Raw genomic sequence first — 26,373 nt, 5'->3', positions numbered from 1 at the left:
CATGGCATATCTGTTTCTGGTGCTCGCGATCGCGTCCGAGGTCGTGGGGACGAGTCTGCTCAAGGCGACGCAGGGGTTCACCCGGCCGTGGCCGACACTCGCGCTGGCGGTGGCGTACCTGGCGGCGTTCGGGCTGCTCTCACTCGCGGTGCGGGACATTCCCGTCGGTGTGGCGTACGCGATGTGGTCCGGGCTGGGCACGGCGGCGATCGTCGCGGTCGGGGCGGCCTTCCTCGGCGAACCGCTCAGCGTGACCAAGGTCGTCGGCGTCGGGCTCGTCATCGCCGGCGTGGTCGTGCTCAACCTGGGCGGCGCGCACTGACCTGCCGCCGGCGACGGGAGCGACAGGTGGCGGCCCGGCCGGCGCCGACCGCGCGGGTCAGCCGCCCTTCTCGGTGAGCAGCTTGGCGATCCGGGCGAAGCCGGCCCGCAGCTCGGCCTCGTCCGGCGCCGGGAGCGGCCCGGTCCGGTCGTCCGCCTCGGCCGCCGCCTCCAGCTCGTCGTCGATGACGTCCTCGAAGTCGCCGTAGAGGTCGGCCGCCTCGATCCGGTTGTCCTCGTCCTGCGCGGCGAGTTGGGCGGCAGCGATCTCGCTGCGGATCTCGTCCGGCGACAGCGCCGGCAGCAGTGGCTCGACCACCGCCATGAGCTGCTCCTCGGCCACCACCGACTCGGCGAGGGCCAGCGCGTGCGGTCGCTCGTACGGCCCGCAGACCACCGGCTCCCACTCGTCGGCGTCGGTCTCGCCGAGCGGGGCGAAGGTGATGATCCAGGGCAGGCCATGCATCGGCGAGTCTTCCGGCAGGTCCAACGTCACGAGAGCGCCCACGCGCTCATCATGGTGGATTCTCACGTTCAGGTGGGTAGCTTTTGCCCTAATTGCCGGTTCTCCGGTTGTCGGTCCGGTGCACGTCCGCCGCCCCGCCCGGAACCACTCACCCTCGGCGGGCCGCGTCCAGGGCGGCCCGGACCAGGTCCAGCGCCGCGTCCGGCGCGACCCCGAGCCGCGCGGCCTCGGCCGCGTAGCCGGCCGCCGCCCGCTGCAACCGGTCCACCGCGTCGTCCCGGCCCGGTGCCACGAAGGTGCCGTGCCGCCCCCGCGTCTCCAGCAGCCCGGCGGCCTCCAGCTCCCGGTACGCCCGGGCCACCGTGTTCGCCGCGAGCCCCAGCTCGCCGGCGAGCCGGCGGACCGTCGGCAGCCGGGTACCGACCGGCAGCCGCCCGTCCCCGATCTGCTCGGCGAGTTGCCCACGCACCTGCTCGTACGGCGCCACCGGCGACGCCTGGTCCACGATGATCCGCATGTCAGCCCGCTCCCCCGGGCGCACCCGGATCGGTGTCGGCGTCGACGTCCGCCGGGACCGGCCCCTCGGCCAGGTCCACCACCCGGCCGTACGGGCTGGTCGCGGCGAGCGCCGCGCCGAACAGGACGAGCTGGTTGAGCAGGTAGAGGTAGAGCAGCACGCCGACCGCCCCGGCCACCACCGCGTACGCCGGGTTCCGCTCGGTGCGCACCACGTAGTACCGCCCGACCGTGTTCAGCAGCGTGATCCCGACCGCGACCACGAACACCACCGGGCGCAGCCGGCGCCGGCTCATCCGGAGCCGGGGCACCGCCACCAGCAGCGCCGTCGCCAGCACCGCGTTGACCAGCACGCTGAGTACCGCGCTCACCACCGTCAACCCCACCGAGCCGGTGCTGCTCAGCAGGAACCGCAGCAGCGACTCCAGCGTGTCCACGGCGGCCACCGAGACACCGAGCATCACGAACACCAGCACCAGCACGCCCAGGTCGATCACCCGGCGCACCACCAGGTTGCCGGGCTGCTGGTTGAGCCCGTATATCAACCGCTGCGACGAGCGGATCGCCTCCACCCAGCCGATCCCGGTGAAGGCCAGGATGACCAGGCCGATCACGCCGACGGTGCCGCTGCTCTGGGCGATCTGCGCCGGGTCCAGGAAGGGCAGGTTCTCCCGGAGGAACCCGGCGGCGGCGGCGCTGATCTCGTCGTTGTCCTCCAGGATCGCCCCGAAGATCGCGTACGCGACCAGGCCGAGCGCGAAGACCGCGAAGAAGCCGTAGTACGCGATGGCCGCCGCCAGCCGCGCGGCGAGCACATCGCCGTAGAGCGTCCCGGCCCGCCACAGATGGTCGAACGTCCGTGACCGGCGGCGCGCGGCGGTGACCCGCCGGCCGATGCCGGCCTCGATCCGCCCGATCATGTTCACGCCGTCATCCTCGCCGATCGGCCGCCGGCACGTCGACGGCCCGCCGGGTTCAAGTGCCGAGCAGGAAATCCCGGCGCGGCTGCCACCGGGCCTGCCCGCTGTGGGAGAAGAGGGTGAACGAGTCCACCTCGAACATCGCCGAGAAGTCGGCCAGGTCCTCGTACACCTTGTCCAGCGCCTCCGGCGCGACGTCCTGCGCCACCGTGACGTGCGGGTGGTACGGGAAGCGGGCCTCCCGGTGCAGCTCGGGCGCGACTCTGATCGCGGCGGCCAGCAACTCGCACTCGCTGATCCCGGCGGCCACCGCCACGAAGACCACCTGGGTGACGGGGCGGAACGTGCCGGTGCCGCGCAGGTGCAGCGCGAACGGCAGGTGGGCGGCGGCCACCGCGGCGAGGTGCCGCTCGACCGCCGGCAGCGCCGCCACCGGGATCTCGGTGGGCCCGAGCAGCGTCACGTGCGCCTGGACCACCAGGGGGTCGCCGGTCTCGACCCGGCGCCGGGTGAGTGTCCCGCCCCACGGTTCCGGGATGTCCACCGCGATCCCGATCTGGATGGTGTCGCCGGCCACCGGCGCCCCGTCCCTGCGATCCACGTTCCGCGCCACCCCTTCGGCCACCGAGCCGTCCACCCGGATCACGTCGCGCCGGCTACTCGGAGCACACCGGCGAAAACATGCCGGCAATTCTGTCAGCACCCCCCGGCGTACGTCATGACGGGCCGGCGGGTCGGCTCTCGGCCGCCGGCACCGGGGCGGCGACCTCGCGCCGCGGCTCGGGCAGGCGCGCCGCGGAGACCGCGAGCCGGGCCACCCGGCGCCCCTCCAGCGTGAGCACCCGCAGCAGCCACCCCCCGGGCGGGACGTCGAGGGCGCCGCCGTCGCCCGGGGCCGGGGGCACCGGCACCTCGTCGCCGTCGATCGGCAGCCGGCCGAGCGCCGCCATCACGTACCCGCCGACCGTCTCGTACGGGCCGGCTGGCAGCCGCACCCCGGTGCGCTCGGCGAAGTGGGCGAGGTTGAGCCGGCCGTCCACCACGGCGGGCAGCCCGGCCAGCGCCGGCTCGGGGGCGTCGTCGTGCTCGTCGTGGATCTCCCCGACCAGCTCCTCGATCAGGTCCTCGCAGGTGACGATGCCGGCGGTACCGCCGTACTCGTCGACCACCACCGCCAGGTGGTGACCCTCGCGGCGCATCTCGGTCAGCGCGGCCAGCACCCGCTTGCTGCCGGGCAACTGCTTGACCTCCCGGGTCAGCTCGCCGACGGTGGCGTCCGGATCGAGGTCGGGACGCAGCAGCACGTCGCGCAGGTGGACAAAGCCGACCACGTCGTCGTGGGTGCCGTCGACCACCGGGTAGCGGGTGTGCGTCTCGGCCCGGACCAGCCGCTCCGCCTCGGCCAGGCTCAGCCCGGCGGAGAGGAAGACCACCTCGGTTCGGGGCATCATCACCTCACGGACCAGGCTCGCTCCGGCCACCAGCACCTCGTCGATGATCCGCCGCTCGTCCGGGTCGAGAACGGTGTTGGCGGCGACCAGGTCACGCAGCTCCGCCTCGCTGATCCGTTCCCGGCCGGCCGCGGGGCTGGCCCCGAGCAGGTCGGTGACCAGCCGGGTGGCGCCGTCGGCGGCCCGGACCACGAGCCGGGCGACCGCCCGGGCCAGCGGCCCCGGAACGCGTCGAGCCCGCCTCGGCGATCGTCGCCGGAGCCCGGGACCGCCCGCTTCCCGCATGTCTGTAGATGGTAGAGCCCCGATGGCCCGGCGACGGCCCATGCGGCCACAGCGAGCCGTCGTAAGGTGATCACGAACGGCCACGCGAGGCGCGGCCAGGCAGGAGGCTCGACGTGAAACTGCTCGTCACCGGCGGTGCCGGCTACATCGGCAGTGTGGTGACCCGGCTGCTGCTCGACGCCGGCCACGAGGTGGTCGTCCTCGACGACCTGCGCACCGGGCACCGGGAGGCGCTCGCCCCGGAAGCCACCTGGGTCGACGCGTCGATCCACGACGCGGCCCGGGTGCTCACCCCGGGGGCGGGCTTCGACGGGGTGCTGCACTTCGCCGCCCTGATCGCCGCCGGCGAATCGATGGTCAGGCCGGAGCTGTACTGGGACACCAACACCGTCGGCTCGCTCGCCCTGATCGACGCGGTCCGGGCCGCCGGCGTGCCGAGGATGGTCTTCTCCTCCACCGCCGCCGTCTACGGCAACCCCGTCGAGCTGCCCATCCCGGAGACCGCCGTCAAGGCCCCCACCAACACGTACGGCGCCACCAAGCTCGCCGTCGACATGGCGCTCACCTCCGAGGCGATCGGGCACGACCTGGCCGCCGTGTCGCTGCGCTACTTCAACGTCGCCGGGGCGTACCTGCGCGGCGACCTCGCCATCGGAGAGCGGCACGACCCCGAGAGCCACCTCATCCCGATCGCGCTGGACGTGGCCGCCGGGCGGCGGGAGAAGCTCCAGCTCTTCGGCGACGACTACCCCACGGTCGACGGCACCTGCGTGCGCGACTACATCCACGTCGAGGACCTGGCCCGCGCCCACCTGCTGGCGCTCACCGCCGCCGTTCCCGGCCGGCACCGCATCTACAACCTGGGCAACGGCGCCGGGTTCACCAACCGGCAGGTCGTCGACGTGGTCCGCGAGGTCACCGGCCGGCCGCTGCCGATCGAGGTGGCGCCGCGCCGCGAGGGCGACCCGGCCGAGCTGGTCGCCTCCTCCGCGCTGGCCCGCGAGGAGTTGGGCTGGGTGCCCGAGAAGCCCACCCTGCACGACATGGTCGGCGACGCCTGGGCCTTCTACCGCACGCACGTCCTGGAGCGTCCGTGACCGATCCCGCGCGTCCCGGCGACGTCGCCGACCGCGCCGGCGCCGGCTTCCTGCACCGGTACGGCAAGCCACCCGCGGGCCGCTGGGCGGCTCCCGGGCGGGCCAACCTGATCGGCGAGCACACCGACTACAACGACGGCTTCGTGCTGCCGTTCACGCTGCCGCTGCGTACCGTCGTCGCCGCCGCGCCGCAGGACGGCGGGCGGTGGACGGTCTGGTCGGAGCTGTCCGAATCCCCGGTCGAGTTCGGCGCCGACGAGGTCGCCGCGCCCGGCCGGGTCGCCGGCTGGGGCGCGTACGTGGCCGGGGTGGTCTGGGCGCTGCGCGACGCCGGCCACGACGTGCCCGGCGCGCGGCTCGCCATCGCCTCGGACGTGCCGGTCGGCTCCGGGCTGTCCTCCTCGGCGGCGCTGGAGGCCGCCGTGCTGGCCGCCCTGGTCGACCTCGGCGGGGTGGACCTGCCGGCCGAACGGCGGCCCCGGCTCGCCCAGCGGGCCGAGAACGCCTACGTCGGCGTCCCCACCGGGATCATGGACCAGTCTGCGGTGATCCGCTGCCGCCCCGGCCACGCGCTGTTCCTCGACTGCCGTACCGAGTCCGTCGAACACATCCCGTTCGACCTGGCCGCCACCGGCCTGGTCGTGCTGGTGATCGACAGCCGGGCCCCGCACCGGCACGCCGGCGGCGAGTACGCCTCCCGCCGCGCCTCCTGCGACCAGGCGGCGAAGCTGCTCGGGGTGGCCGCGCTGCGCGACGTCCCCGCCGCCGGGCTGGACGAGGCCCTCGCCCTGCTCGACGACGACGAGACCCGCCGCCGGGTCCGGCACGTGGTGACCGAGAACCAGCGGGTGCTCGACACCGTCGAACTACTGCGCGCCGGCCGGGTCCGCGACGTCGGCCCGCTGCTGACCGCCTCACACGCCTCGATGCGGGACGACTTCGAGATCACCGTGCCGGAGATCGACACGGCGGTCGAGGCGGCCCTCGCGGCCGGGGCGTACGGCGCACGGATGACCGGTGGCGGCTTCGGCGGCTGCGTCCTCGCCCTGGTCGACGCCGACCGCGCCGACGCGGCGTCCGCCGCCGTCACCACCGCCTACGCCGCCCGCAACTTCCCCGCCCCCAACTTCCACCTGTCCACCCCCGACACCCACCCCCGCCCCTAACACCCCGCCACCTCCACCCCGCCCACCCACACACCCCACCCCACCCCACGCGCTATTTCACGGAAAGAGTGGCCATCCAAGCCCGGATGGCCACTCTTTCCGTGAAATAGCGGGGCGTTCGAGGGGTGGGGGCGGGCGGCGTCAGACGGTCTCGACGATCATGCCGGCGCCTACGGTGCGGTTGGTGGCCTCGTCGATGATGACGAAACCACCGGTGGTGCGGTTGCGGCGGTACTCGTCGGCCAGAAGCGGCACCGTCGTCCGCAGCCGGACCCGGCCGATCTCGTTGAGCCTCAGCTCGGCGGCGGTCTCGTCCCGGTGCAGGGAGTTGATGTCGAGGCGATAGTGCAGGCCCCGCACGATCGCCCGCGCCGAGCGGGTGGTGTGCTTGATCGCGTACTTGCCGCCGACCTGCAACGGGCGGGTCTCGTCCATCCAGCAGACCATCGCCTCGATGTCCTGCGCCACCGCCGGGGCGTTGTTCGGCCGGCAGATCATGTCACCCCGGGAGATGTCGATCTCGTCTTCGAGGCGGACCGTGACCGACATCGGCGGGAACGCCTCCTCCACCGGCCCGTCGGCGGTCTCCACCGCCGCGATGCGGCTGGTGAACCCGGACGGCAGCACCATCACCTCGTCCCCCGGCTTCAACACCCCCGAGGCCACCTGGCCGGCGTACCCCCGGTAGTCCGTCACCGTCGTGGACTGCGGCCGGATCACATACTGCACCGGGAACCGCACGTCCTGCAGGTTCCGGTCCGAGGCGATGTGCACCCGCTCCAGATGGTGCAGCAACGATGGGCCGTCGTACCACGGCATGTTCTCCGACCGGGACACGATGTTGTCCCCCCGCAGGGCCGACACCGGCACCACCGTCAGGTCGGGCACGTCCAGCTTCGCCGCGAACGCCGTGAACTCGTCCGCGATCCGCTCGAACACCTCCTGCGAGAAATCGACCAGGTCCATCTTGTTCACGCACAACACCAGGTGCGGCACCCGCAACAACGAGCACAGGAACGCGTGTCGCCGCGACTGCTCGACGAGGCCCTTGCGCGCGTCCACCAGGATCAGCGCCAGATCGGCGGTGGACGCCCCGGTGACCATGTTGCGGGTGTACTGGATGTGCCCCGGGGTGTCGGCGATGATGAACTTCCGCCGCGGCGTGGCGAAGTACCGGTACGCCACATCGATCGTGATGCCCTGTTCCCGCTCCGCCCGCAGGCCGTCGGTGAGCAGCGCGAGGTTGGTGTACTCGTCCCCCCGCGCCGCGCTGACGGCTTCGACGGCGGCGAGCTGGTCGGTGAACAACGACTTCGTGTCGTACAACAGCCGGCCGATCAACGTCGACTTACCGTCGTCGACGCTCCCCGCCGTCGCGAACCGCAGCAGGTCCATCGGCCGCGCCCCGAGATCGACCTCGGCGGCCACAGTGTCGGTACTCATCAGAAGTAGCCCTCCCGCTTACGGTCCTCCATCGCGGCCTCACTGACCCGATCGTCACCCCGGGTCGCGCCCCGCTCGGTGATCCGCGTCGCGGCCACCTCCTCGATCACCAGCTCCACCGAGTCCGCGTCCGAACGCACGGCAGCGGTGCAGGAGGCATCGCCCACCGTCCGGTAGCGCACCTGGGCCTTGAACCGCTCCTCACCCGCCCGGGGGTGGAAGAACTCGTTCACCGCGTAGAGCATCCCGTCCCGCTCCACCACCTCGCGCTCGTGCGCGTAGTAGATCGAGGGCAACGGGATCCGCTCCCGCGCGATGTAGTGCCACACATCCAACTCGGTCCAGTTCGACAACGGGAACACCCGGATGGACTCCCCCGGGTGATGCCGACCGTTGTACAACGACCACAACTCCGGACGCTGGTTCTTCGGATCCCACTGCCCGAACTCGTCCCGGAACGAGAACACCCGTTCCTTCGCCCGCGCCTTCTCCTCATCCCGCCGCGCCCCACCGAACAACGCGTCGAACCGGTGCTTCTCCACCGCGTCCAACAACACCGGCGTCTGGATCCGGTTCCGCGTCCCGTCCGCCGCCTCCCGCACGAACCCCCGCGCCAACGCCTCCGGCACACTCGCCACGATCAGCTGCAGGCCCAGCTCCGCCACCCGACGATCCCGGTACTCCAGGACCTCCGGGAAGTTGTGCCCCGTGTCGACGTGCATCACCGGGAACGGGATGTTCGCCGGAGCGAACGCCTTCTGCGCCAACCGCAACATCACGATCGAGTCCTTGCCACCGGAGAACAGCAGCACCGGCCGCTCCATCTCCGCGACCACCTCGCGCATCACGAAGACGCTCTCCGCCTCCAACGCGTCGAGGTGCGAGACCTGGTACGCGGCGGGGGTGGTCATGACACGGCCTCGATTCGCTCGGATCCGCTCATGGGATTCCAGACCTTTCCGGTCGGACACGTAAAGAAGAACGCTCAGGCTACCCGGACTGCCTCTGCAACGCTGCAAGCAACCGGCTGGCGAGATCCTTGCGGCAGACCAACAGGTCGGGCAGGCGCGGATCAGCCTCGTTGTATCTCAGCGCAGAACCGTCGATCCGGGAAGCATGCAGTCCGGTGGCCGTCGCCACAGCTACCGGGGCGGCCGAGTCCCACTCGTACTGGCCGCCGGCGTGGATGTACGCGTCGACCTCGCCGGTCACCACTGCGGCGATCTTCGCCCCCGCCGAGCCCATCGGAACGAGATGAGCGCCGACATCCTCCGCCAGATCGGTCAGAAAAACCGGCGGACGACTACGACTGGCCGCCAACCGGATGACCTGCCCCCCGCCCGCGGTCGCCGCCTCCAGCGCCATCGGTGGGTACGCCGGCGGTTGGTCCGTGCCCAGCACCCGGTGTTGCGCCGGCAGCCCGACCGCGCCGGCCACCAGGCCGTGCGGGGTGGCGGCGTTACGCGCCCAGAGCGCCACGTGCACCGCCCAGTCCGAGCGCCCCTCCTCGGCGTACTCCCGCGTCCCGTCCAGCGGGTCGACGATCCACACCCGGTCGGCGGTCAGCCGGGGCACCGCCCCGGCGTTCACCTCCGCCGCCCAGGCCAGCCGCGAGCCCTCGTCCTCCTCGGAGAGGACCGCGTCCCCCGGGCGCCACTTCGCCAGCTCCGTCCGGATCAGGTCGTGCGAGACCTTGTCCCCGGCCGACTTCAACGCCCCCGGGTCGGCGAAGCCCATCTCCGTACGCAGGCCCAGCAGCGCCTGCCCCGCCTGGGCCGCCAACCACCGGGCGAACGCGCCGTCGATCATCGGAGGACTGCCCACAACTCGCTCCCGTCGCCTCGCCGGCGACCCGGGCCGCCGGCTGCGGTTCGCCCGAAAGGCGCAGAATACCGGCCGGGCCCCGGTCACCCGCGTACGCCCCGCCCAGGTCACGCCCCGTGATACTGGTTCTGGGTCGGCTCCACGCCCCGGATGACCACCGACTCGACCACGTCCGCCGCCCGGTCGACCAGGAACTCGAGCTCCTTGCGCTCGGCGGCGGAGAAGTCCGACAGCACGTAGTCCGCCGGGTCCTGCCGACCCGGCGGCCGGCCGACGCCGAACCGCACCCGGACGTAGTCCTTCGTGCCCAGCGACTTCGACATCGAGCGCAGGCCGTTGTGCCCGCCCTCGCCGCCGCCGCACTTCACCCGCACCTGCCCGTAGTCGATGTCCAGCTCGTCGTGGATCGCGATCACCCGGCCCGGCGGCACCTTGTGGAACTGCGCCAGCCCGGCCACCGGCCCGCCGGAGAGGTTCATGTACGTCAGCGGCTTCGCCAGCACCAGCTTCGGGCCGCCGAACCCGAGCCGCCCCTCGGTGACCTCAGCCACCGTCCGCTTGTGCCGGCCGAACTTGCCACCCACGCGGGCGGCCAGCAGGTCGGCCACCATGAAGCCGACATTGTGCCGGTTGCCCGCGTACTCCCGACCGGGGTTGCCCAGGCCGACCACCAGCCACGGCCCCGCCTCGTCCGTCACGCCACGCCCCTCCCGCTCTCAGCGCCGCCCACCACGGCCGTGCGACCCGACGACCACCCCCGATATGCCGACAGGCGCCCCCGATCACGGGAGCGCCTGTCGCACGGAACGGGGACCGATCAGGCCTCGGTCTTCGCCTCGGCCTGGGCCTGCTCGCCCTCGGCGGCCGGGGTCTCGGCACCCTCGGCGGTCTCCTCGCCGACCTCGGCCTCGGCCTCGGCGGTGGCGACCTCGACCTCGGGGAGGGTGGCCTCGAGCTGCTCGGCGGTCGGCGCGGCGGTCACCGAGGCGACCGTGGCCTCCGGGTCGGCGACCAGTTCGACGCCGGCCGGCAGCTCCACGTCGGCGGCGGTGACCTGGGTGCCGGCCTCCAGACCCTCGATCGACGCCTCCAGGTGGTCCGGCACCTTCGTGGCGTCGGCGGTCACCGAGAGGGTGTCGTGGTCGTGCACGATCAGCGTGTCCTTGGCGGCCTCGCCGGTCAGCTGGACCGGGACCTCGACGGTGACCTTCTCGCCGCGGCGGACCAGCAGCAGGTCGACGTGCTCGTAGCTGTCCCGGATCGGGTCCCGCTGGATCGCCTTCGGCAGCGCCAGCACCTGGGTGCCGTCGCTGACCTCGATCGCGAAGAGCTGGTTGGCGCCGCCCTTGCGGATCGCGGCGGCGAACTCACGCACGGGCAGCGCGATGTGCTTGGGCTTCTCGCCGTGGCCGTAAAGCACGGCGGGCACCAAGCCGGCCCGGCGGGTACGGCGGGCACCACCCTTGCCGAACTCGGTACGGGGCTCGGCGCTGATCTTTACCTCGGACACGGGGAAACTCCTGATGCTTTCGCTGCGGCGGGCTTGTCGACTGGCGGTGCTGGGGCGAGGGGCTCGCTGGGGCTCATGCGTCATGAACGACTGCCCGGAGCACCGCGTCGATGACGGTGCATCCGTGCGGCGCTTTTCAGCGGCCCGCCGGGCACCCTCGCCGTGGCAACCGCAGTAGTCTACCCGAGTTGATTACGCCCCCGACGGCAGTCCCCGCCTCCGCCATCCGCAGGAGCAAAAACACCCAGCAGACACCGTCCCCGGACGCCGGTCGGACATCGCCCCGGACGCCGCGTCGGAGCCGGTCCGGACGCCGGTCCGGAACCCGCGCGCCGGCCTCGGGACGACGGCCGGCGCGCGGGCGGCCGTCAGCTCAGGCCGCCGAACAGGGTGGTCACCGACCCGTCGTCGAAGACCTCCCGGATCGCCCGGGCCAGCAGCGGCGCGATCGACAGCACGGTGATCTTGTCGAGCTGCTTCTCGGACGGCAGGGGCAGCGTGTTGGTCACCACGACCTCGGTGATCGGGCTGTTCTTCAGCCGCTCGGTCGCCGGGTCGGACAGCAGCGCGTGGGTGGACGCCACGACGATCTCCGCCGCACCGGCCGTCCGGAGGATCTCGGCGGCCTTGGTGATCGTGCCGCCGGTGTCGATCATGTCGTCGACGATCAGGCAGACCCGCCCCTCCACGTCGCCGACCACCCGGTTCGCCACCACCTGGTTCGGCTTGAGCGGATCCCGGGTCTTGTGGATGAACGCCAGCGGGCAGCCGCCCAGCCGGTCCGTCCACCGCTCCGCCACCCGAACCCGACCCGAGTCCGGCGCCACCACCGTCATCGGCCGACCGGCGAACTTGCGCTCCACGTACTCGGCCAGGATGTCCATCGCGAACAGGTGGTCCACCGGGCCGTCGAAGAAGCCCTGGATCTGCGCGGTGTGCAGGTCCACCGTGAGGATCCGGTTCGCGCCCGCGGTCTTCAGCAGGTCCGCCACCAGCCGCGCCGAGATCGGCTCCCGGCCCCGGTGCTTCTTGTCCTGCCGCGAGTACGGGTAGAACGGCAGGACAACGGTGATCCGCTTGGCCGAACCGCGCTTCAGCGCGTCGATCATGATCAGGGTCTCCATGACCCAGGTGTTGACCCCGTGCGTCACGGACTGCACCACGAAGGCGTCCGAACCGCGCACCGAGTCCTTGAACCGTACGAAGATCTCCCCGTTCGCGAACTCGTACGCGTCGGCGGGCGTCGGCGCGACGCCTAGCACCTCGCCGATCTCCTCGGCCAGCTCCGGAAAGCCACGTCCGGAGAAGAGCATCAGGCTCTTGCGGTTTTCGGCGACGATGCTGCCCATGGGCTCGTCTGCTCCCGTTGGTCGGTGGTCCCGGCTGCGGTCTGGCCGGGACTATGCGGTTGCAGTATCTCCCCCGCCTGACGGCCGTCGAACCGCCTCGGCGCCCCCGTGGATTGCCTCACCTTCCCTTGCGGCCCTCATGCCTCCGGCGCATCCTCCGCCGCTTCCGCCACAGCTTGGCGGGCCCGCTCGGCGGCCTCGGCCGAGGCGGTGCCGGGCCGCCTGCGGGCCACCCAGCCCTCGATGTTGCGCTGCGGCGCCCGGGTAACCCCGAGCGCGCCCGGCGGCACGTCCTGGCTGACCGCGCTGCCCGCCGCGACGTACGCGCCCGGGCCCACCTCAACCGGGGCGATCAGGCTGGTGTCGCAGCCGATGAACGCCGCCTCGCCGACCGTGGTGCGGTGCTTGTTGACCCCGTCGTAGTTCACGAAGATCGTCGCCGCGCCGATGTTGGCCTTCGCCCCGATCGTCGCGTCACCCACGTACGACAGGTGTGGCACCTTCGCGCCCGCGCCGACCTCGGAGTTCTTCACCTCGACGAAGGTGCCGACCTTGGCCCGCTCGGCCAGCTTCGCCGCCGGTCGCAGGTACGCGTACGGCCCGACGCTGGCCCCCGGGCCGACCTCGGCCTCGACGGCGTGGCTGCGCAGCACGGTCGCCCCCGGGCCGATCACCGTGTCGATCAACGTCACGTCCGGGCCGACCACGGCCTCCGCGCCGACCACGGTCCCGCCGCGCAGCTGGGTGTTCTGGTCGATCACCGCGTCCCGGTCCACCGCGACGGTCACGTCGATCCAGGTCGTCGCCGGGTCCAGGATGCTGACCCCGGTACGCATCCACCCCTCGTTCACCCGGTCGCGCAGCAGCCGGCGCAGCGCCGCCAGCTCGACCCGGTCGTTGCAGCCCAGCGTCTCGACGTGGTCGGCGGCCACGTGCACCGCCACCGGCTCGCCGGCGGAGACGAGCAGGCCGAAGACGTCGGTGAGGTACTCCTCGCCCTGGTCGTTGTCGGCGGAGAGCTTGCCCAACGCGGCGCGCAGCCGCACCGCGTCGAACGCGTAGATGCCGGCGTTGATCTCGCGCAGCGCGCGCTGGGCCGGGGTGGCGTCGCGCTCCTCGACGATCTGCTCCAGCCGACCCGCCGCGTCCCGGACGATGCGCCCCAGCCCGGTCGGGTCGGGCACCTCGGCGGCCAGCACCGTAGCCGCGGCCCCCGCGCCCTCGTGCGCGTCGACCAGCGCGGCAACTGTCTCGGGGCGGAGCAGTGGCACGTCGCCGTTGATCACCACCACGGTCCCGGCGGCGTCCGGCGCCGCGTCCAGCCCGATCCGGACCGCGTGGCCGGTGCCGAGCTGCTCGGCCTGGAGCACCGGGGTGGCCGCCGGGGCGACCTCGGCCAGGTGCACCCGAACCTGGTCCGCGCCGTGCCCGACCACCACGACGGTCCGGTCGGCCGCAAGCGGCGCGGCGGCGGTCAGCACGTGGCCGAGCAGGGTCCGGCCGAGCAGGGGATGCAACACCTTGGGCAGCGCCGACTTCATCCGCTTGCCCTCCCCGGCGGCGAGCACGACGACGGTTCGGAGGTGGAGCTGGGACACGATGTAGCTCCCGTCGGGACGGCGACAGTCTCGCGGCCATGCTAACCACGCAATGGCGGTATTCCGCATCCGCACAGACAAAAGCCGGAATACGGCCGGCAGGTGAACGCGAGCTGGGGTGCCTGGATTCGAACCAGGAGCTCAAGGCTCCAAAGGCCTGTGGGTTGCCGTTACCCCACACCCCATCGCCCGCCGGCTCAGCGTAGCGGCATGTCGATCTGACCCGCCACACCACCTATCGTTCGGAACAGCTCGGCGATCATACCTTCGATCCGCCAGTAGAGCTCGCGGCTGCGCGGGACGGTGATCGTTAGACAGCCCCGGTAGTCGTCGCCCGTGTTCCGCCGGACCGTGGCAGGGTTGTGCCGTTTCAGCACCGGGCGCCCAAACCTACCCATCGGCAGCCCCAGCCGCTCCGCCCACCACCGCGCTGCCGCGTCCGCGTCGGCCGACTCGTGGATGCTGACCCGGTAACCAGGCATGCTCCGGTCCACCCCGCATTCGTCGAGGAACCGGAGGAACAGCGCCAGCAGCCCTGGGTCGCTGTTGATGAACTGCAGGCGGTCCTGCGGGCGCCACGGCTTCGATTTGGCACCCTCGCACCAGTAGATCGCCGCCCCGAGGACCAGCACGTCCCGCCGGTCGAGCGAACCAACCACCCCTGCGGCACTGGCCTGCTCGGCCGCACGAGCGGCGTCACGCGTCTGCCGGTGCTCCGCCCATCGGACCTCCGTCATGAGCCGCGAGTGGGCTCGGCGTTGCTGCGCTGACGCGTCGTCTGGATCGAGGGGCAGATGCTTCACCCACTGGTAGGCGGTCGACTTGGCCACGCCGAGACACCGGCCGATATCGTTGACGGACCGCCCTGCGGCGCGCAGCTCCACAGCCTTGGCGCGGAGCTCGTCCTTCGCGTTAGGTCGTCGCGTCCACTCCGGCGGGGGCACCCCGCGCAGTAATTCGTACACCCGATTGCGACCGAGGCCCGTCCGAGCCCGGATTTCCGGACGCTGAGCCGCTCGTCGACACGCAGTCGGCGGACCTCGGCCGCCATGGGGTCGTCCACGAGCACGCTAGAACACCCGTACGACATCGACGTATCCACGTACGGAATGGCGCACTGGGCCTTAAGTTACGGTGACGTAGGGGTAACCCGCTGCGAGGTGCAATGTCCGCCGCCCTACGTGAGCCCCACCCTTCGGCCCGAAGCCCCTCATCTGGGTCTTCGAGAAGGCGGGGGCGGCCTGGGCGGTGCGCTGGCCGAAGCCGGAGCGGATCGCGGCCAAGTTGGTCAGGCCCGAACGGGGCCCGCCGTGCCGGCCGACGCCGGGTCGACCGGCACGGGTACGGTCGGACGACGCGGCGGCACCGTCCCGATTCGGACGGGGTCGACGGCGCGAACAGCGGAGGCAGCGGCTCCCCACGACAGGCGTCCCCGAGCGCCGGCGAGGTGACGACATGGCGGACGGTCCGGTCGGCGAGGGTGGCACAGGTGGTCGGCGGCGCGCGGTTGCGGCGGCGGGCAAGCCGCCCTCGCGGGTGCGGATGTCGGCGGCCCAGCGGCGTGAGCAGTTGATCTCGATCGGCCGGCAACTGTTCGCCGAGCGCGGCTTCGACGCGACCTCGATCGAGGAGGTGGCGGCCCGGGCGAAGGTCTCCAAGCCGGTGATCTACGAGCACTTCGGCGGCAAGGAAGGGCTCTACGCGGTGGTGGTGGACCGGGAGGTCCGGGCCCTGCTGGACCGGATCACCACGGCCCTGACCGCCGGTCATCCGCGGGAGTTGCTGGAGCAGGCGGCGATGGCCCTGCTCGGGTACATCGAGGAGGAGACCAGCGGGTTCCGGGTGCTGGTCCGGGAGTCGCCGGTGATGTCCGCGACGGGCAACTTCAGCAGCGTGATGAACGACGTCGCGCACCAGGTCGAGCACATCCTCGGCGCCGAGTTCAAGGCCCGGGGGTACGACCCGAAGCTGGCCGAGCTCTACTCGCAGGCCCTCGTCGGGATGGTGGCATTGACGGGGCGCTGGTGGCTGGAGGTACGCAAGCCGCGTAAGGAGACAGTGGCCGCGCACCTGGTCAACCTGGCCTGGAACGGTTTGTCGCACCTGGACGCGAAGCCGACCCTGATCACGGCGAAGGGCCGGTGACCGGGGTCCGGAACGGCCGGGTTCAGCGACCGCCGGGGACGGCGGCGCGGCGGTGCCGGCGTTCGGCCTCGGCGCGCTCGGGCGGGCCGACCTTGTCGTAGAGGCCGGTGGCGAGGAGCACCAGCCCGAACAGCAGCGACACGATGACGGTGGACATCGAGAAGTTGAGGAAGTTCGCCGAGGTCTGCAGGACGGACATCATCAGCACGCCGGTGACCAGGAAGACCACCCCGGCGGTCAGGTTCATGTAGTGGCCGAGGTTGCTCCGCCGGGACGCCCCGACCATCAGCACGGCCCCGAAGATCACCGAAACCAGCGAGAACGCGAGATTGGTGCGGAGGCCGAGGGCCCAGGTGCTGCCCCGGTCGAACAGCCCTTCGCCCCAGGTCGCGGCCACTCCCCAGACACCGAAGACCAGGATGTAGAGCCCGATGGCCCCGGCGAGGACGCGGTAGAGCGCCCGCGCCGGGTGATTGACCGGAAAGTGCGCCATAACCCCTCCGTCCGGATGTGTCCGTTCGGAAGGATTGTCGCCCGCGCGGGTGCCGGATGCGGGCCGAACCGCCGCAGCGGGACCGGAACCAGCCGATCCCCGCAGCGGCGCCCCTGGTCAGAGGACGAGCCGGGCCTTCTGCCAGGCCTCGCTCTCCTCCTCGGTGCCGACCTTGCCATACATGCCGACCATCAGCAGCACCAGCGAGAGGGTCAGCACCACGATGTCGGTGAAGATGGTGAAGTTGAGAATGTTGGCGTCGGTCTGCAGGAAGGCCAGCGCGGCCAGGCCGAGAACCATGAGCACGTACGCCAGCCACTGGTTGATCGCGACGTCGAGGTTGCGGCCGATCGCGGTGCCGGCCAGGATCGCGACGCCGAGCAGGACGCTGATCAGCGAGAATCCGAGATTGGTCCCCTGGCCGAGCACCTTCGTGTCATCCTGGGCGAGGAAGTCGTTGCCGGCGCTGGCGATGATGCCGAGCACTCCGAAGACCACGAAGTACAGACCAACGAGCCCGCCGATCGCCCGGTAGATCGGCCGCGCGGGGTGGTTGACGGGGGTGTGGGCCATGTCTGAATCTCCAAGACCGTGCGGGTGAGGGGTCACCTGATTGTCCCGCACGGCGGGCTGTGACGCCGCACACCCCCCACCCGAGGCCGGCTCGCCTTCCGGCAGCCGGCCGGCTCAGTTCCCGGGGACCTGCTCGGCGAGGGCCAGCCAGGTCTCCTCGACCTGCTCCCGTTCGGCCCGCATGTCCTTGAGTTGGGCGTCCAGCTCGGCGACCTTGGCGTAGTCGGTGGCGTTCGCGGCGAGCTGGTCGAGCAGCACCGCCTCCCTCTGGTCCAGCTTGCCGATCTGGCGTTCCAGGCGGGTGAGGTCCTTCTTCGCCTGCCGGGCCTCGGCGGCGGACATCCCACCGGCCGCCGGGGTGGCGCCCACCGTGGCGGTGGATGCGCCGGCGACCGCGGCCAGCGGCTGGTTCGCGGCCCGGGCCAGGTACTCGTCGACGCCGCCGGGCAGATGCACCAGCCGGCCGTCGCCGAACATCCCGTACGCCGATTCGGTGACCCGCTCGATGAGGTACCGGTCGTGGCTGGCCACGATGACGGTGCCGGGCCAGGAGTCGAGCAGGTCCTCCAGCGCGGCGAGGGTGTCGGTGTCCAGGTCGTTGGTGGGCTCGTCGAAGAGCAGCACGTTGGGCTCGCCGGCGAGCAGCCGGAGCATCTGGAGCCGGCGGCGCTCCCCGCCGGAGAGGTCGCTGACCGGTGTCCAGAGCCGGCGGTCGTCGAAGCCGAAGACCTCGGCGAGCTGGGCGGCGGAGACCTCCCGGTCGCCGAGCTGCACCCGGCGGGCGACCTCCTCGACGGCTTCGAGGACGCGCAGGTGGCCGGGCAGCTCGGCCAGCTCCTGGGAGAGGAACGCGGGCCGGACGGTGGAGCCGGTGGCGAACCGTCCGCCGTCGGGGCGGGTGATGCCGGCCAGCATCCGCAGCAGGGTGGTCTTGCCGGCGCCGTTGCGGCCGAGGATGGCGATCCGGTCACCGGGGCCGACGTGCCAGGTGGCGTCGTGCAGGATCTCCTTCGGGCCGGCGTACAGCCGGACGCCCTCCAGGTCGTACACCTGCTTGCCGAGCCGGGCGGTGGCCATCCGTTGCAGCGACATGGTGTCGCGCGCCGGCGGCACGTCGGCGATCAGCGCGTTGGCGGCGTCGATCCGGAACTGCGGCTTGCTGGTCCGGGCGGGCGGGCCGCGACGCAGCCAGGCGATCTCCTTGCGGAGCAGGTTCTGCCGGCGGGCCTCGGTGGCGGCGGCGACCCGGTCCCGCTCGACGCGGGCCAGGGTCCAGGCGGCGAAGCCTCCCTCATACGCCCGGACGGTCTGGTCGGCGACCTCCCAGGTGTCGGTGCAGACCGCGTCGAGGAACCACCGGTCGTGGGTGACCACGACGAGGGCGCCCTTGCGGCCGACCAGGTGCTTCGCCAGCCAGTCGACGCCGCCGACGTCGAGGTGGTTGGTGGGCTCGTCGAGGATGAGCAGGTCGGAGTCGCGGACCAGCAGGGCGGCGAGGGCGACCCGGCGGCGCTCGCCGCCGGACATCGGGCCGACGGGCTGGTCGAGGCCGAGGTGGGGCATGCCGAGGCCGTCGAGGATGCCGCGGACCCCGGCGTCGCCGGCCCACTCGTGCTCTGCGCCCATGCTCTCGCCGAGCCAGGCGGTGCCGAGCACCACGTCCCGGACGGTGGCCTCGGGGGCGAGCGTCAGGGCCTGCGGAAGCCAGAGGACGCGCAGGTCGCGACGGTGGGTCACCCGGCCGTCGTCCGGTTCCTCCTGCTTGGTGAGCAGCCGCAGCAGGGTGGACTTGCCGGCGCCGTTGAGGCCGACCACGCCGATCCGGTCGGCGTCGTCGAGGCCGAGCGAGACGTCGGTGAGCAGCGGCCCGGCGGCGCCGTACCCCTTGGACACCCGGTCCAGGTTGACGATGTTGGCCACGAACCCACCTTTCATGATGAAGGCGTCCCGGTGCCGGCGGGCACCTCAGGACGCCTGGCCTCCAAGGGTACGCGGACGCTCCGGGCCGCCCCGGCGGGCGTACGCTCCGCCCGCCCGGCGGGCGTATTCCCGGCTCAGCCGATCCGCGCGCCGGGCACCGGGCCGTACGCGGTGCGCGCCTGGCGGCACACCCCGGCGGTCGCCAGCTCGGCGGCGATCCGCTCGGCGTCGTCGGCGTCCGCGGCGAGGAACACGCAGGTCGGCCCGGAGCCGGAGACGATGCTGGCGAGCGCCCCGGCGGCCTCGCCGGCCTTCAGGGTGCCGGCCAGCGACGGGCGCATGGCGAGCGCGGCGTCCTGGAGGTCGTTGCCGAGGCTGGCGGCGAGCACCCGGGGGTCCCGCTGGCGCAGCGCGGCAAGCAGCCCGTCGGTGCTGCCCAGCGGCGGGCCGGCGGCCCCGGCGTCGCGGAGCCGGTCGAGTTCGGCGTACGCGGCGGGGGTGGACAGCCCGCCGTCGGCGATGGCGACCACCCAGTGCCAGGAGGTGGCACGGGCCAGCACGGGGCTGACCGCCTCGCCCCGGCCGGTGCCGAGCGCGGTGCCGCCGTAGATCAGGAACGGCACGTCGGAGCCGAGGTCGGCGGCGATCCCGGCCAGCTCGTCGCGGGACAGCCCGGTGCCCCAGAGGGCGTCGCAGGCGACCAGCGCGGCGGCGGCGTCGGCGCTGCCGCCGGCCAGCCCGCCGGCCAGCGGGATCTGCTTGCGCAGGTGCAGCCGGGCGTGCGGCGGGACGCCCGCGTACCCGGCGAGGGCGCGGGCGGCCCGGATGGCCAGGTTGGTGTCGTCCAAGGCCAGCTCGCCGGCGCCCTCCCCCTCCATCGTCAGGGTGAGGGTGTCGCCGCGGCGGGCGGTGAGCTCGTCGTAGATCGAGATGGCGTGGTAGACGGTGTTCAGCTCGTGGTAGCCGTCCCGGCGCAGCGGGCCCACCCCGAGGTGCAGGTTGACCTTGGCGGGCACCCGCACCCGGACCGGGCCGCTGGCCCCGCGCCGCTGCTGGTCGTCATCGTCGTCCGGTCCCCAGGCCTCGGTCACCGCGCCAGCCTACTGCGCGGCCGGTGGGGCGGTCGGGGCCGACGCGGCGATGGCGGCGAACTGCTCGACGGTGAGCGACTCGCCGCGCGCGCCGGGGTCGACGCCGGCGGCGGTGAGCGCCGCGGCGGCCCGGTCCGCGCCCCCGGCCCAGCCGGCCAGGGCGGCCCGCAGGGTCTTGCGGCGCTGGGCGAACGCGGCGTCGACGACGGCGAAAACCTGTTTCCGGGGTACGTCGGGGCGGGGCGGCTCGCGGCGGGTGAAGGCGACCAGGCCGGAGTCGACGTTGGGCACCGGCCAGAACACGTTGGGCGGCACCTTACCGGCGGCGCGGGAGCGGGCGTACCAGGCGAGCTTGACCGACGGGATGCCGTAGACCTTGGAGCCGGGGCCGGCGACGAGCCGGTCGGCGACCTCCTTCTGCACCATCACCAGGCCGTGCCGGAGGCTGGGCAGCTCGGCCAGCAGGTGCAGCACCACCGGCACGGCCACGTTGTACGGCAGGTTCGCCACCAGCGCGGTCGGCGCGGGGTCGGCCAGCTCGGCGGCGCCGATCCGCAGGGCGTCGGCGTGGTGCACGGTCAGGCGGGCGGCGGCCGGCCCGGCGAACCGGGCGGCGGTCTCCGGCAGCGCGGCGGCCAGCGTCGGGTCGAGCTCCACGGCGTGGGTGTGCTCGGCCACCGGCAGCAGGGCCAGGGTGAGCGAGCCGAGGCCGGGGCCGACCTCCAGGGCGACGTCGTCCGGGGCCAGGCCGGCGACGGTGACGATCCGGCGGACGGTGTTCGGGTCGTGCACGAAGTTCTGGCCGAGCTTCTTGGTCGGGTGCACGCCGAGGCGGGCGGCGAGTTCCCGGATCTCCGCCGGGCCGAGCAGGCCGGTCACCACGGGCCGAAGGCGCGCTCGCCGTTGGCCGACAGCGCCGCGCACAGCTCGTCGAGGTCCGCGCCGGTGGTCGCGGCCAGCGCCCGCACGGTGAGCGGGATGAGGTACGACGCGTTGGGCCGCCCCCGGTGCGGGGTGGGGGTGAGGTACGGCGCGTCGGTCTCCACCAGGAGCTGGTCGAGCGGGGTGAGCGCGGCGGCCTCGCGCAGCGCGACGGCGCTGCCGAAGGTGACGGTGCCCGCGAAGCTGAGCAGGTAGCCGCGGCGCACGCAGTCGGCGGCGAACCCGGCGTCGCCGGAGAAGCAGTGCAGCACGACGGTGTCCGGGGCGCCCTCGTCGTCGAGGATCCGCAGCACGTCGGCGTGCGCGTCCCGGTCGTGGACGACCAGGGCCTTGCCGTAGCGCTTGGCGATGGCGACGTGCGCCCGGAAGCTCTCCTCCTGCGCGGCCCGGCCCTCGTCGCCGGTGCGGAAGAAGTCCATCCCGGTCTCGCCGATCCCGCGCACCCGGTCCCGGGCCGCGAGCGCCTCGATCTGCCGCAGCGCCTCGTCGAGGTCTGCCAGCCGGGGCGCCTCGTTGGGGTGCAGGGCGACGGTGGCCAGCACCGCCGGGTAGCGGTCGGCCGCGTCGGCGCTCCACGCGGAGGACGCCACGTCCACGCCGACCTGGACGAGCCGGTCCACGCCGGCCTCGGCGGCCACCGCGACGGCCGCCGCGACCGGGTCGTCGGCGGCGGCGTTCCCGCCCGCCCCGCCGGCCGGGGCGCCGGCCTCGGTGACGGTGATGTCCAGGTGGGTGTGGCTGTCCGGCACGGGGCGGGGCAGCGGCTCGGGCGCGGGCGGGAACTCCCCGGCCCGGCGGGTGGCCCGTTGGCGGCGGGACTCAGTCGGCTCGGTCATCGCCGTCAGCATCACACACCGCCGGTCGGACCGAAGCGGTGGTGGGCGGGCATAACAGCAAGAGGGCCGGGAATGCGCCGGGTGTCCGACGGCCCCGACCCCGCTCCGGGAGACGACATGCCCTTCATCACCGTCGGCGCGGAGAACTCCGCGCCCATCGACCTGTACTACGAGGACCACGGCGCCGGGCAGCCGGTGGTGCTGATCCACGGGTTCCCGTTCAACGGGGCGACCTGGGAGAAGCAGACCAGCGCCCTGCTCGCCGCCGGCTACCGCACGATCACGTACGACCGGCGGGGTTTCGGAAACTCCAGCCAACCGGCCGCCGGGTACGACTACGACACGTTCGCGGCCGACCTGGACGTGTTGCTGACCGAGCTGGACCTGCGCAACGCGATCCTGATCGGGCACTCGATGGGCACCGGGGAGGTGACCCGTTACCTCGGCGCGTACGGGTCGAGCCGGGTGGACCGGGCGGTGCTGCTCAGCCCGCTCGCGCCGTTCCTGCTGAAGACCGCCGACAATCCGGAAGGGCTGGACCGGAGCCTGTTCGACGGGTTTCAGCAGGCGATCCTCGCCGACCGGTTCGCGTTCCTCACCAGCTTCTGCGACAACTTTTTCAACTATGCGGACAACAAGGGCAAGTTGGTCAGCGAGGAGGCGTACCGGGCGCACTGGGAGATCGGCACGCGGGCCTCGGCGATCGGCACGTACCAGAGCGTGGACGCCTGGCTGACCGACTTCCGGCCGGACCTGCCCCGGATCGACGTGCCGGTGCTGATCGTGCAGGGCGACCAGGACCGGGTGCTGCCGTACGCGGCGACCGGGCAGCGATTGCAGCCGATGCTGCCCGACAGCCGGCTGACCACGCTCAAGGGAGCGCCGCACGGCATCCCGTGGACCAACAGCGACGAGGTGAACCGCGCGATCCTGGAGTTCGTGGTGGCCCCGGCGATGGCCCGACGCTGAGGCCGCCGCCGGCCGTACGGCCGGCGCGGTCCCCGGGGGCGGGGGCCGCGCCGGCGCGGTGGGTCGGGCCGGCGGCGGGTCAGGCCGACGGTGGTCAGCCGGCGAGCCGGGCCAGTTCCTCGTCGACGATCGACGGGTCGAGCTTGCGGAAGACCGGCTTCGGCGCCGCGAGCGGCCGGCCCGCCTCCAGCGGTACGGACTCCCAGCGCGTCCCGACCGTGTAGTCCCCGGTCAGCACCGGGTACGCGGGCCCGCCGTCGAGGTCGTCGACCTCCTCCAGCACGGGCATCGGCGCGTGCACGCCGGTGCCGCCGAGCAGCTCGTGGATCTTCTGCGCGGAGTGCGGCAGGAACGGGGTCAGCAGCGTGTTCGCGTCGCTGACCACCTGGAGGGCGACGTGCAGGATGGTGCCCATCCGGGGCTTGTCCGCCTCGTCCTTGAGCTTCCACGGGGCCTGATCGGAGATGTACTTGTTGGCCTCGGCGACGACCCGCATCGCCTCGCCGATGGCCTGCTTCTGCCGGTGCCGGCCGATCAGGCCGCCGACGGTCTCGAAGCCGGCCCGGGCGGTGGCGAGCAGCGCCTCGTCGGCCTCGGTGAGCCCCGCCGGGTCGACCGGCGGGATCGCGCCGAAGTTCTTCGCCGCCATCGAGACGGACCGGTTGACCAGGTTGCCCCAGCCGGCGACCAGCTCGTCGTTGTTGCGGCGGAGGAACTCGGCCCAGGTGAAGTCGGTGTCGTTGCTCTCCGGGCCGGCGACGGCGATGAAGTAGCGCAGCGCGTCGGCGTCGTACCGCTCCAGGAAGTCCCGGACGTAGATGACCACCTTGCGGGAGGAGGAGAACTTGCGCCCCTCCATGGTCAGGTACTCGCTGGAGACCACCTCGGTGGGCAGGTTGAGCCGGCCCAGCCGGCCCGGCTCGCCGTCGCGCGCGCCCCCACCCGAGTAGCCGCCGAGCAGCGCCGGCCAGATCACCGAGTGGAAGACGATGTTGTCCTTGCCCATGAAGTAGTGGCTCTGGGTGTCACCGTCGGTGCCGCCCTCGGCGCCCGTCGGGTTCCAGAACTTCCGCCACGCCTCCGGGTCTCCGGTGCGGCGGGCCCACTCGATGGACGCGGACAGGTAGCCGATGACCGCGTCGAACCAGACGTAGATCCGCTTGTCCGGCCGGTCCCGCCAGCCGTCGAGGGGGATCGGCACGCCCCAGTCCAGGTCCCGGGTGATCGCCCGGGGCTGGAGGTCGTCGAGCAGGTTCTTGGAGAACCGCAGCACGTTGGGCCGCCAGCCCTCCCGGCTGTCCAGCCACTGCCGCAGGGCGTCGGCCAGGGCCGGCAGGTCGAGGAAGAAGTGCTCAGTCTCGATGAACTCCGGCGTCTCGCCGTTGATCTTGGACTTCGGGTTGATCAGGTCGACCGGGTCGAGCTGGTTGCCGCAGTTGTCGCACTGGTCGCCGCGGGCGCTGTCGTACCCGCAGATCGGGCAGGTGCCCTCGATGTACCGGTCGGGCAGGGTCCGGCCGGTGGACGGCGAGATCGCGCCGACGGTGACCTTCGGAACGATGTACCCGTTGCGGTGCATCCCGGAGAACAACTCCTGCACCACGGCGTAGTGGTTGCGGGTGGTGGTGCGGGTGAACAGGTCGTACGACAGCCCGAGCGCCCGCAGGTCCTCGGCGATCACCCGGTTGTACCGGTCGGCCAGCGCGCGCGGGGTGACCCCCTCGGCGTCGGCCTGCACCTGGATCGGGGTGCCGTGCTCGTCGGTGCCGGACACCATGAGCACGTCGTGGCCGGCCATCCGCATGTACCGGGCGAAGACGTCGGAGGGAACGCCGAAACCGGAGACGTGGCCGATGTGGCGCGGGCCGTTGGCGTAAGGCCAGGCTACCGCCGCGAGAACGTGACTCATGACCAGCAAGCCTAGTGACCTCGCCGGGTGCACCGCGAACCAACAGGCCACCCGGGCGGGTCAACGCCCCGTCGGGCATGCCGGGCCGACACGGACGGGGGCGGGGCGAGGGGGCCTCGGCGACCGGGCGGCGTCGGGGCGGACGATCGTTGCCCGAATTGTCGCCGACACGCGGCCTGAGCTGCCTGGACACCCACGCCGACCGGTGTCCAATGAAGCCCGTGACCGCCAGCCGAGCCGCCCGGGACCACGAGGAGCCGCCCACCGGGTCGGCCCGCGACGACGACCCGCCGCCCGGACCGTCGCCCCGGGCCGGGACCGTGGCGCCACAGCCCCGACCGGTCCCGGCCGCCGGACCGACGGGGGCTCCCGCCGCCGCCACGCCCCGGCCGACCGGACCGATCGCCCTGCCGGGGCCGCCCCGGCCGATCGCCCTGCCGGGGCCGACCCCGCCGATCGCCCTGCCGGGGCCGACCGCCGTACCCGCGCCGAGCGTCCCGTCCGGACCAACCGCCCTGCCGGGGCCGACCGCCGCACCGGCGCCGAGCGTCCCGTCCGGACCGGCCGCCCCGCCGGGACCAACCGCCCCGCCGGGACCAACCGCCCCGCCCGCGCCGAGCTCCGGGCCCGGACCAACCGCCCCGCCCGCGCCGAGCTCCGGGCCCGGACCGAACCCCGCAGCCGGGCCGAGCGCGCTGCTGGCCGGTTCGGGCGTCGTGCCCGGGCAGGCCACCGGCGGCCCCGGCCGGCCGGTGGAGGTGGAGCCGACCACCGGGGCGCCGGTCGGCGCCGTGCCGCGCCGGGTCCCGGTCCGGCAGCCGGGCGGCCGGCCCCGCCCGGGAACCGCCGTCGGCGACCCGCCGGGGTCCGACGACGGGCTGTTCTGGGCACCGATCGAGGAGGTGCACTGGGACGGCACACCGCTCGGGGAGGGGCACGGCCGGTGGCGGCACGGCGACGGCGACCGGGCGGCCCGGGTCCGCCGTCGGCGGGCCGACCGCCCTGCCCGGCCGCCGGAGCCCTGGCGAGGGCTTTCCGCGCTTCTGGCGCTGAGCCTGCTCGCCGCATTCTTCGCCTGGGTGAGCGTCAACCCGTTCTGGCTGGCCGTCGGGCACCGCGTCACCGGCAGCGTGGTGGTCGACGAGTGCACCGGCGGCGGGCTCACCCAGCGCTGCCGGGGGATCTTCACCGCCGACGACGGCCGGTACGTCGCGTTCGGGGTGCGGATCAGCGGCGTGCCCGCCGAGCGCAGCGCCACCGGCTCCGTCCTGCCCGCCGGGATGACCGGGCCGGCGTCCGATGCGGCGTACGCCGACACCGGGGTCGGCCGGCACCTGCGCTGGCTGCTCGGGCTGTTGCTGGTGCTGGCCTGCGGTGGGGCGATCGCCCGGTGCACCGGCGCCACCCTGTTCACCGATCGGCGGGACCGCCGCTGGGCGGTGGCCGCCGCCGTGGCCGGTCCGCTCGTGATCACGGCAGGCTTCCTTGTCAACGCCTGGTGACGCCCCCCAGCCGGGCGCGGACCTCCCGTGTCCCGTCCCGCCCACCT

At 72.9% G+C, this 26,373-nt stretch carries 25 protein-coding genes, 1 tRNA gene and 1 pseudogene; 6 read left to right on the top strand and 21 right to left on the bottom strand.

What is annotated here, in order from left to right; genetic code table 11:
* The first annotated feature begins 1 nt into the window (after window position 1).
* The gene (locus tag ACH4T9_RS01680; protein ID WP_396669283.1) at window positions 2-322 is read left to right on the top strand and encodes a DMT family transporter; all 321 of its coding nucleotides are present in this window, start codon (window positions 2-4) and stop codon (window positions 320-322) included.
* 57 nt (window positions 323-379) lie between these two features.
* Here ACH4T9_RS01680 and ACH4T9_RS01675 read toward each other — a convergent pair whose 3' ends face one another.
* The 5 genes from ACH4T9_RS01675 to ACH4T9_RS01655 all read right to left on the bottom strand — a co-directional run bounded on the left by ACH4T9_RS01675 (window position 380) and on the right by ACH4T9_RS01655 (window position 3,959).
* Window positions 380-829 carry a hypothetical protein gene (locus ACH4T9_RS01675; protein ID WP_396669282.1) on the bottom strand — a complete coding sequence of 150 codons (450 nt, stop codon included), beginning with the start codon at window positions 827-829 and terminating at the stop codon, window positions 380-382.
* A 106-nt stretch (window positions 830-935) separates the two neighbouring features.
* The gene (locus tag ACH4T9_RS01670) at window positions 936-1,304 is read right to left on the bottom strand and encodes a GntR family transcriptional regulator (RefSeq protein ID WP_396669281.1); all 369 of its coding nucleotides are present in this window, start codon (window positions 1,302-1,304) and stop codon (window positions 936-938) included.
* A gap of 1 nt (window position 1,305) precedes the next feature.
* On the bottom strand, window positions 1,306-2,229 hold the full coding sequence (locus ACH4T9_RS01665) for a YhjD/YihY/BrkB family envelope integrity protein (protein ID WP_396669280.1): 924 nt from the start codon (window positions 2,227-2,229) through the stop codon (window positions 1,306-1,308).
* Between the two features lie 49 nt (window positions 2,230-2,278).
* A complete protein-coding gene (locus ACH4T9_RS01660; RefSeq protein WP_396669873.1) occupies window positions 2,279-2,866 on the bottom strand; it encodes a 2'-5' RNA ligase family protein in 588 nt (195 codons plus the stop codon).
* Between the two features lie 73 nt (window positions 2,867-2,939).
* A complete protein-coding gene (locus ACH4T9_RS01655) occupies window positions 2,940-3,959 on the bottom strand; it encodes a hemolysin family protein (protein ID WP_396669279.1) in 1,020 nt (339 codons plus the stop codon).
* A 113-nt stretch (window positions 3,960-4,072) separates the two neighbouring features.
* Between ACH4T9_RS01655 and galE the strand changes: the two genes are divergently transcribed.
* Window positions 4,073-5,056, top strand: a complete 984-nt coding sequence (gene galE / locus ACH4T9_RS01650; protein ID WP_396669278.1) for a UDP-glucose 4-epimerase GalE — start codon at window positions 4,073-4,075, stop codon at window positions 5,054-5,056.
* Complete coding sequence (gene galK / locus ACH4T9_RS01645; protein ID WP_396669277.1) at window positions 5,053-6,222, top strand: galactokinase; 1,170 nt, start codon at window positions 5,053-5,055, stop codon at window positions 6,220-6,222. Before galE ends, galK begins: the two co-directional genes overlap by 4 nt.
* A 141-nt stretch (window positions 6,223-6,363) precedes the next feature.
* Here the strand turns inward: galK and cysN are convergent, their stop codons facing one another.
* The 9 genes and pseudogenes from cysN to ACH4T9_RS01600 all read right to left on the bottom strand — a co-directional run bounded on the left by cysN (window position 6,364) and on the right by ACH4T9_RS01600 (window position 14,911).
* Entirely contained in the window at window positions 6,364-7,665 is a 1,302-nt protein-coding gene (gene cysN, locus ACH4T9_RS01640; RefSeq protein WP_396669276.1) for a sulfate adenylyltransferase subunit CysN, read from the bottom strand.
* Window positions 7,665-8,576: a sulfate adenylyltransferase subunit CysD gene (cysD, locus tag ACH4T9_RS01635; RefSeq protein WP_387019566.1), complete on the bottom strand. Its 912-nt coding sequence runs from the start codon at window positions 8,574-8,576 to the stop codon at window positions 7,665-7,667. Before cysD ends, cysN begins: the two co-directional genes overlap by 1 nt.
* Before the next feature lie 79 nt (window positions 8,577-8,655).
* Window positions 8,656-9,474: an inositol monophosphatase family protein gene (locus ACH4T9_RS01630; RefSeq protein ID WP_396669872.1), complete on the bottom strand. Its 819-nt coding sequence runs from the start codon at window positions 9,472-9,474 to the stop codon at window positions 8,656-8,658.
* A gap of 122 nt (window positions 9,475-9,596) precedes the next feature.
* A complete protein-coding gene (gene pth / locus ACH4T9_RS01625) occupies window positions 9,597-10,187 on the bottom strand; it encodes an aminoacyl-tRNA hydrolase (RefSeq protein WP_396669275.1) in 591 nt (196 codons plus the stop codon).
* 119 nt (window positions 10,188-10,306) lie between these two features.
* The gene (locus ACH4T9_RS01620; protein ID WP_396669274.1) at window positions 10,307-10,999 is read right to left on the bottom strand and encodes a 50S ribosomal protein L25/general stress protein Ctc; all 693 of its coding nucleotides are present in this window, start codon (window positions 10,997-10,999) and stop codon (window positions 10,307-10,309) included.
* Between the two features lie 368 nt (window positions 11,000-11,367).
* Entirely contained in the window at window positions 11,368-12,348 is a 981-nt protein-coding gene (locus ACH4T9_RS01615) for a ribose-phosphate diphosphokinase (protein WP_396669273.1), read from the bottom strand.
* Window positions 12,349-12,399: 51 nt separating this feature from the next.
* A pseudogene (gene glmU / locus ACH4T9_RS01610) lies at window positions 12,400-13,949 on the bottom strand (bifunctional UDP-N-acetylglucosamine diphosphorylase/glucosamine-1-phosphate N-acetyltransferase GlmU).
* A gap of 110 nt (window positions 13,950-14,059) precedes the next feature.
* Window positions 14,060-14,131: transfer RNA gene (locus ACH4T9_RS01605), tRNA-Gln, on the bottom strand.
* A 12-nt stretch (window positions 14,132-14,143) separates the two neighbouring features.
* Entirely contained in the window at window positions 14,144-14,911 is a 768-nt protein-coding gene (locus ACH4T9_RS01600) for a helix-turn-helix domain-containing protein (protein ID WP_396669272.1), read from the bottom strand.
* A gap of 490 nt (window positions 14,912-15,401) precedes the next feature.
* Between ACH4T9_RS01600 and ACH4T9_RS01595 the strand changes: the two genes are divergently transcribed.
* Window positions 15,402-16,091, top strand: a complete 690-nt coding sequence (locus ACH4T9_RS01595; RefSeq protein WP_396669271.1) for a TetR family transcriptional regulator — start codon at window positions 15,402-15,404, stop codon at window positions 16,089-16,091.
* Between the two features lie 22 nt (window positions 16,092-16,113).
* Here ACH4T9_RS01595 and ACH4T9_RS01590 read toward each other — a convergent pair whose 3' ends face one another.
* The 6 genes from ACH4T9_RS01590 to ACH4T9_RS01565 form a co-directional block, all read right to left on the bottom strand.
* Window positions 16,114-16,584 (bottom strand): DUF4383 domain-containing protein, encoded by a 471-nt coding sequence (locus tag ACH4T9_RS01590; RefSeq protein ID WP_396669270.1) that lies wholly within the window; start codon window positions 16,582-16,584, stop codon window positions 16,114-16,116.
* Window positions 16,585-16,701: 117 nt separating this feature from the next.
* A complete protein-coding gene (locus ACH4T9_RS01585; RefSeq protein ID WP_396669269.1) occupies window positions 16,702-17,157 on the bottom strand; it encodes a DUF4383 domain-containing protein in 456 nt (151 codons plus the stop codon).
* 114 nt (window positions 17,158-17,271) lie between these two features.
* On the bottom strand, window positions 17,272-19,077 hold the full coding sequence (locus tag ACH4T9_RS01580) for an ABC-F family ATP-binding cassette domain-containing protein (RefSeq protein WP_396669268.1): 1,806 nt from the start codon (window positions 19,075-19,077) through the stop codon (window positions 17,272-17,274).
* A 134-nt stretch (window positions 19,078-19,211) separates the two neighbouring features.
* Window positions 19,212-20,168, bottom strand: a complete 957-nt coding sequence (locus tag ACH4T9_RS01575) for a 4-(cytidine 5'-diphospho)-2-C-methyl-D-erythritol kinase (RefSeq protein ID WP_396669267.1) — start codon at window positions 20,166-20,168, stop codon at window positions 19,212-19,214.
* Between the two features lie 9 nt (window positions 20,169-20,177).
* On the bottom strand, window positions 20,178-21,047 hold the full coding sequence (gene rsmA / locus ACH4T9_RS01570; RefSeq protein WP_396669871.1) for a 16S rRNA (adenine(1518)-N(6)/adenine(1519)-N(6))-dimethyltransferase RsmA: 870 nt from the start codon (window positions 21,045-21,047) through the stop codon (window positions 20,178-20,180).
* Window positions 21,044-21,958 carry a TatD family hydrolase gene (locus ACH4T9_RS01565; protein ID WP_161686865.1) on the bottom strand — a complete coding sequence of 305 codons (915 nt, stop codon included), beginning with the start codon at window positions 21,956-21,958 and terminating at the stop codon, window positions 21,044-21,046. The genes rsmA and ACH4T9_RS01565 overlap by 4 nt, the downstream gene beginning before the upstream one ends.
* A gap of 105 nt (window positions 21,959-22,063) precedes the next feature.
* Here ACH4T9_RS01565 and ACH4T9_RS01560 point away from each other — a divergent pair, with 105 nt between their 5' ends.
* Complete coding sequence (locus tag ACH4T9_RS01560; protein ID WP_396669266.1) at window positions 22,064-22,915, top strand: alpha/beta fold hydrolase; 852 nt, start codon at window positions 22,064-22,066, stop codon at window positions 22,913-22,915.
* A 94-nt stretch (window positions 22,916-23,009) separates the two neighbouring features.
* On the opposite strand, the gene metG is transcribed toward ACH4T9_RS01560, so the two are convergent.
* Window positions 23,010-24,824, bottom strand: coding sequence for a methionine--tRNA ligase (gene metG / locus ACH4T9_RS01555; protein WP_396669265.1), 1,815 nt, complete (start codon window positions 24,822-24,824; stop codon window positions 23,010-23,012).
* A 221-nt stretch (window positions 24,825-25,045) separates the two neighbouring features.
* Here metG and ACH4T9_RS01550 point away from each other — a divergent pair, with 221 nt between their 5' ends.
* Window positions 25,046-26,326 carry a hypothetical protein gene (locus ACH4T9_RS01550; protein ID WP_396669264.1) on the top strand — a complete coding sequence of 427 codons (1,281 nt, stop codon included), beginning with the start codon at window positions 25,046-25,048 and terminating at the stop codon, window positions 26,324-26,326.
* Window positions 26,327-26,373 lie beyond the last annotated feature (47 nt).

This window comes from Micromonospora sp. NPDC020750 (assembly GCF_044334565.1).
Taxonomy (GTDB): Bacteria; Actinomycetota; Actinomycetes; order Mycobacteriales; family Micromonosporaceae; genus Micromonospora.
The sequence above is the reverse complement of the archived record's forward strand: the minus strand, read 5'-3'. Positions and strand labels throughout refer to the sequence as shown.

Coding starts and splice junctions, on each gene's coding strand:
- ACH4T9_RS01680 (WP_396669283.1), top strand. CDS start 2: ATGGCATATCTGTTTCTGGTGCTCGCGATCGCGTCCGAGGTCGTGGGG.
- ACH4T9_RS01670 (WP_396669281.1), bottom strand. CDS start 1,304: ATGCGGATCATCGTGGACCAGGCGTCGCCGGTGGCGCCGTACGAGCAG.
- ACH4T9_RS01655 (WP_396669279.1), bottom strand. CDS start 3,959: ATGCGGGAAGCGGGCGGTCCCGGGCTCCGGCGACGATCGCCGAGGCGG.
- cysN (WP_396669276.1), bottom strand. CDS start 7,665: ATGAGTACCGACACTGTGGCCGCCGAGGTCGATCTCGGGGCGCGGCCG.
- cysD (WP_387019566.1), bottom strand. CDS start 8,576: ATGACCACCCCCGCCGCGTACCAGGTCTCGCACCTCGACGCGTTGGAG.
- ACH4T9_RS01630 (WP_396669872.1), bottom strand. CDS start 9,474: ATGATCGACGGCGCGTTCGCCCGGTGGTTGGCGGCCCAGGCGGGGCAG.
- ACH4T9_RS01615 (WP_396669273.1), bottom strand. CDS start 12,348: ATGGGCAGCATCGTCGCCGAAAACCGCAAGAGCCTGATGCTCTTCTCC.
- ACH4T9_RS01595 (WP_396669271.1), top strand. CDS start 15,402: ATGGCGGACGGTCCGGTCGGCGAGGGTGGCACAGGTGGTCGGCGGCGC.
- ACH4T9_RS01590 (WP_396669270.1), bottom strand. CDS start 16,584: ATGGCGCACTTTCCGGTCAATCACCCGGCGCGGGCGCTCTACCGCGTC.
- ACH4T9_RS01585 (WP_396669269.1), bottom strand. CDS start 17,157: ATGGCCCACACCCCCGTCAACCACCCCGCGCGGCCGATCTACCGGGCG.
- ACH4T9_RS01565 (WP_161686865.1), bottom strand. CDS start 21,958: ATGCTGACGGCGATGACCGAGCCGACTGAGTCCCGCCGCCAACGGGCC.
- ACH4T9_RS01560 (WP_396669266.1), top strand. CDS start 22,064: ATGCCCTTCATCACCGTCGGCGCGGAGAACTCCGCGCCCATCGACCTG.
- metG (WP_396669265.1), bottom strand. CDS start 24,824: ATGAGTCACGTTCTCGCGGCGGTAGCCTGGCCTTACGCCAACGGCCCG.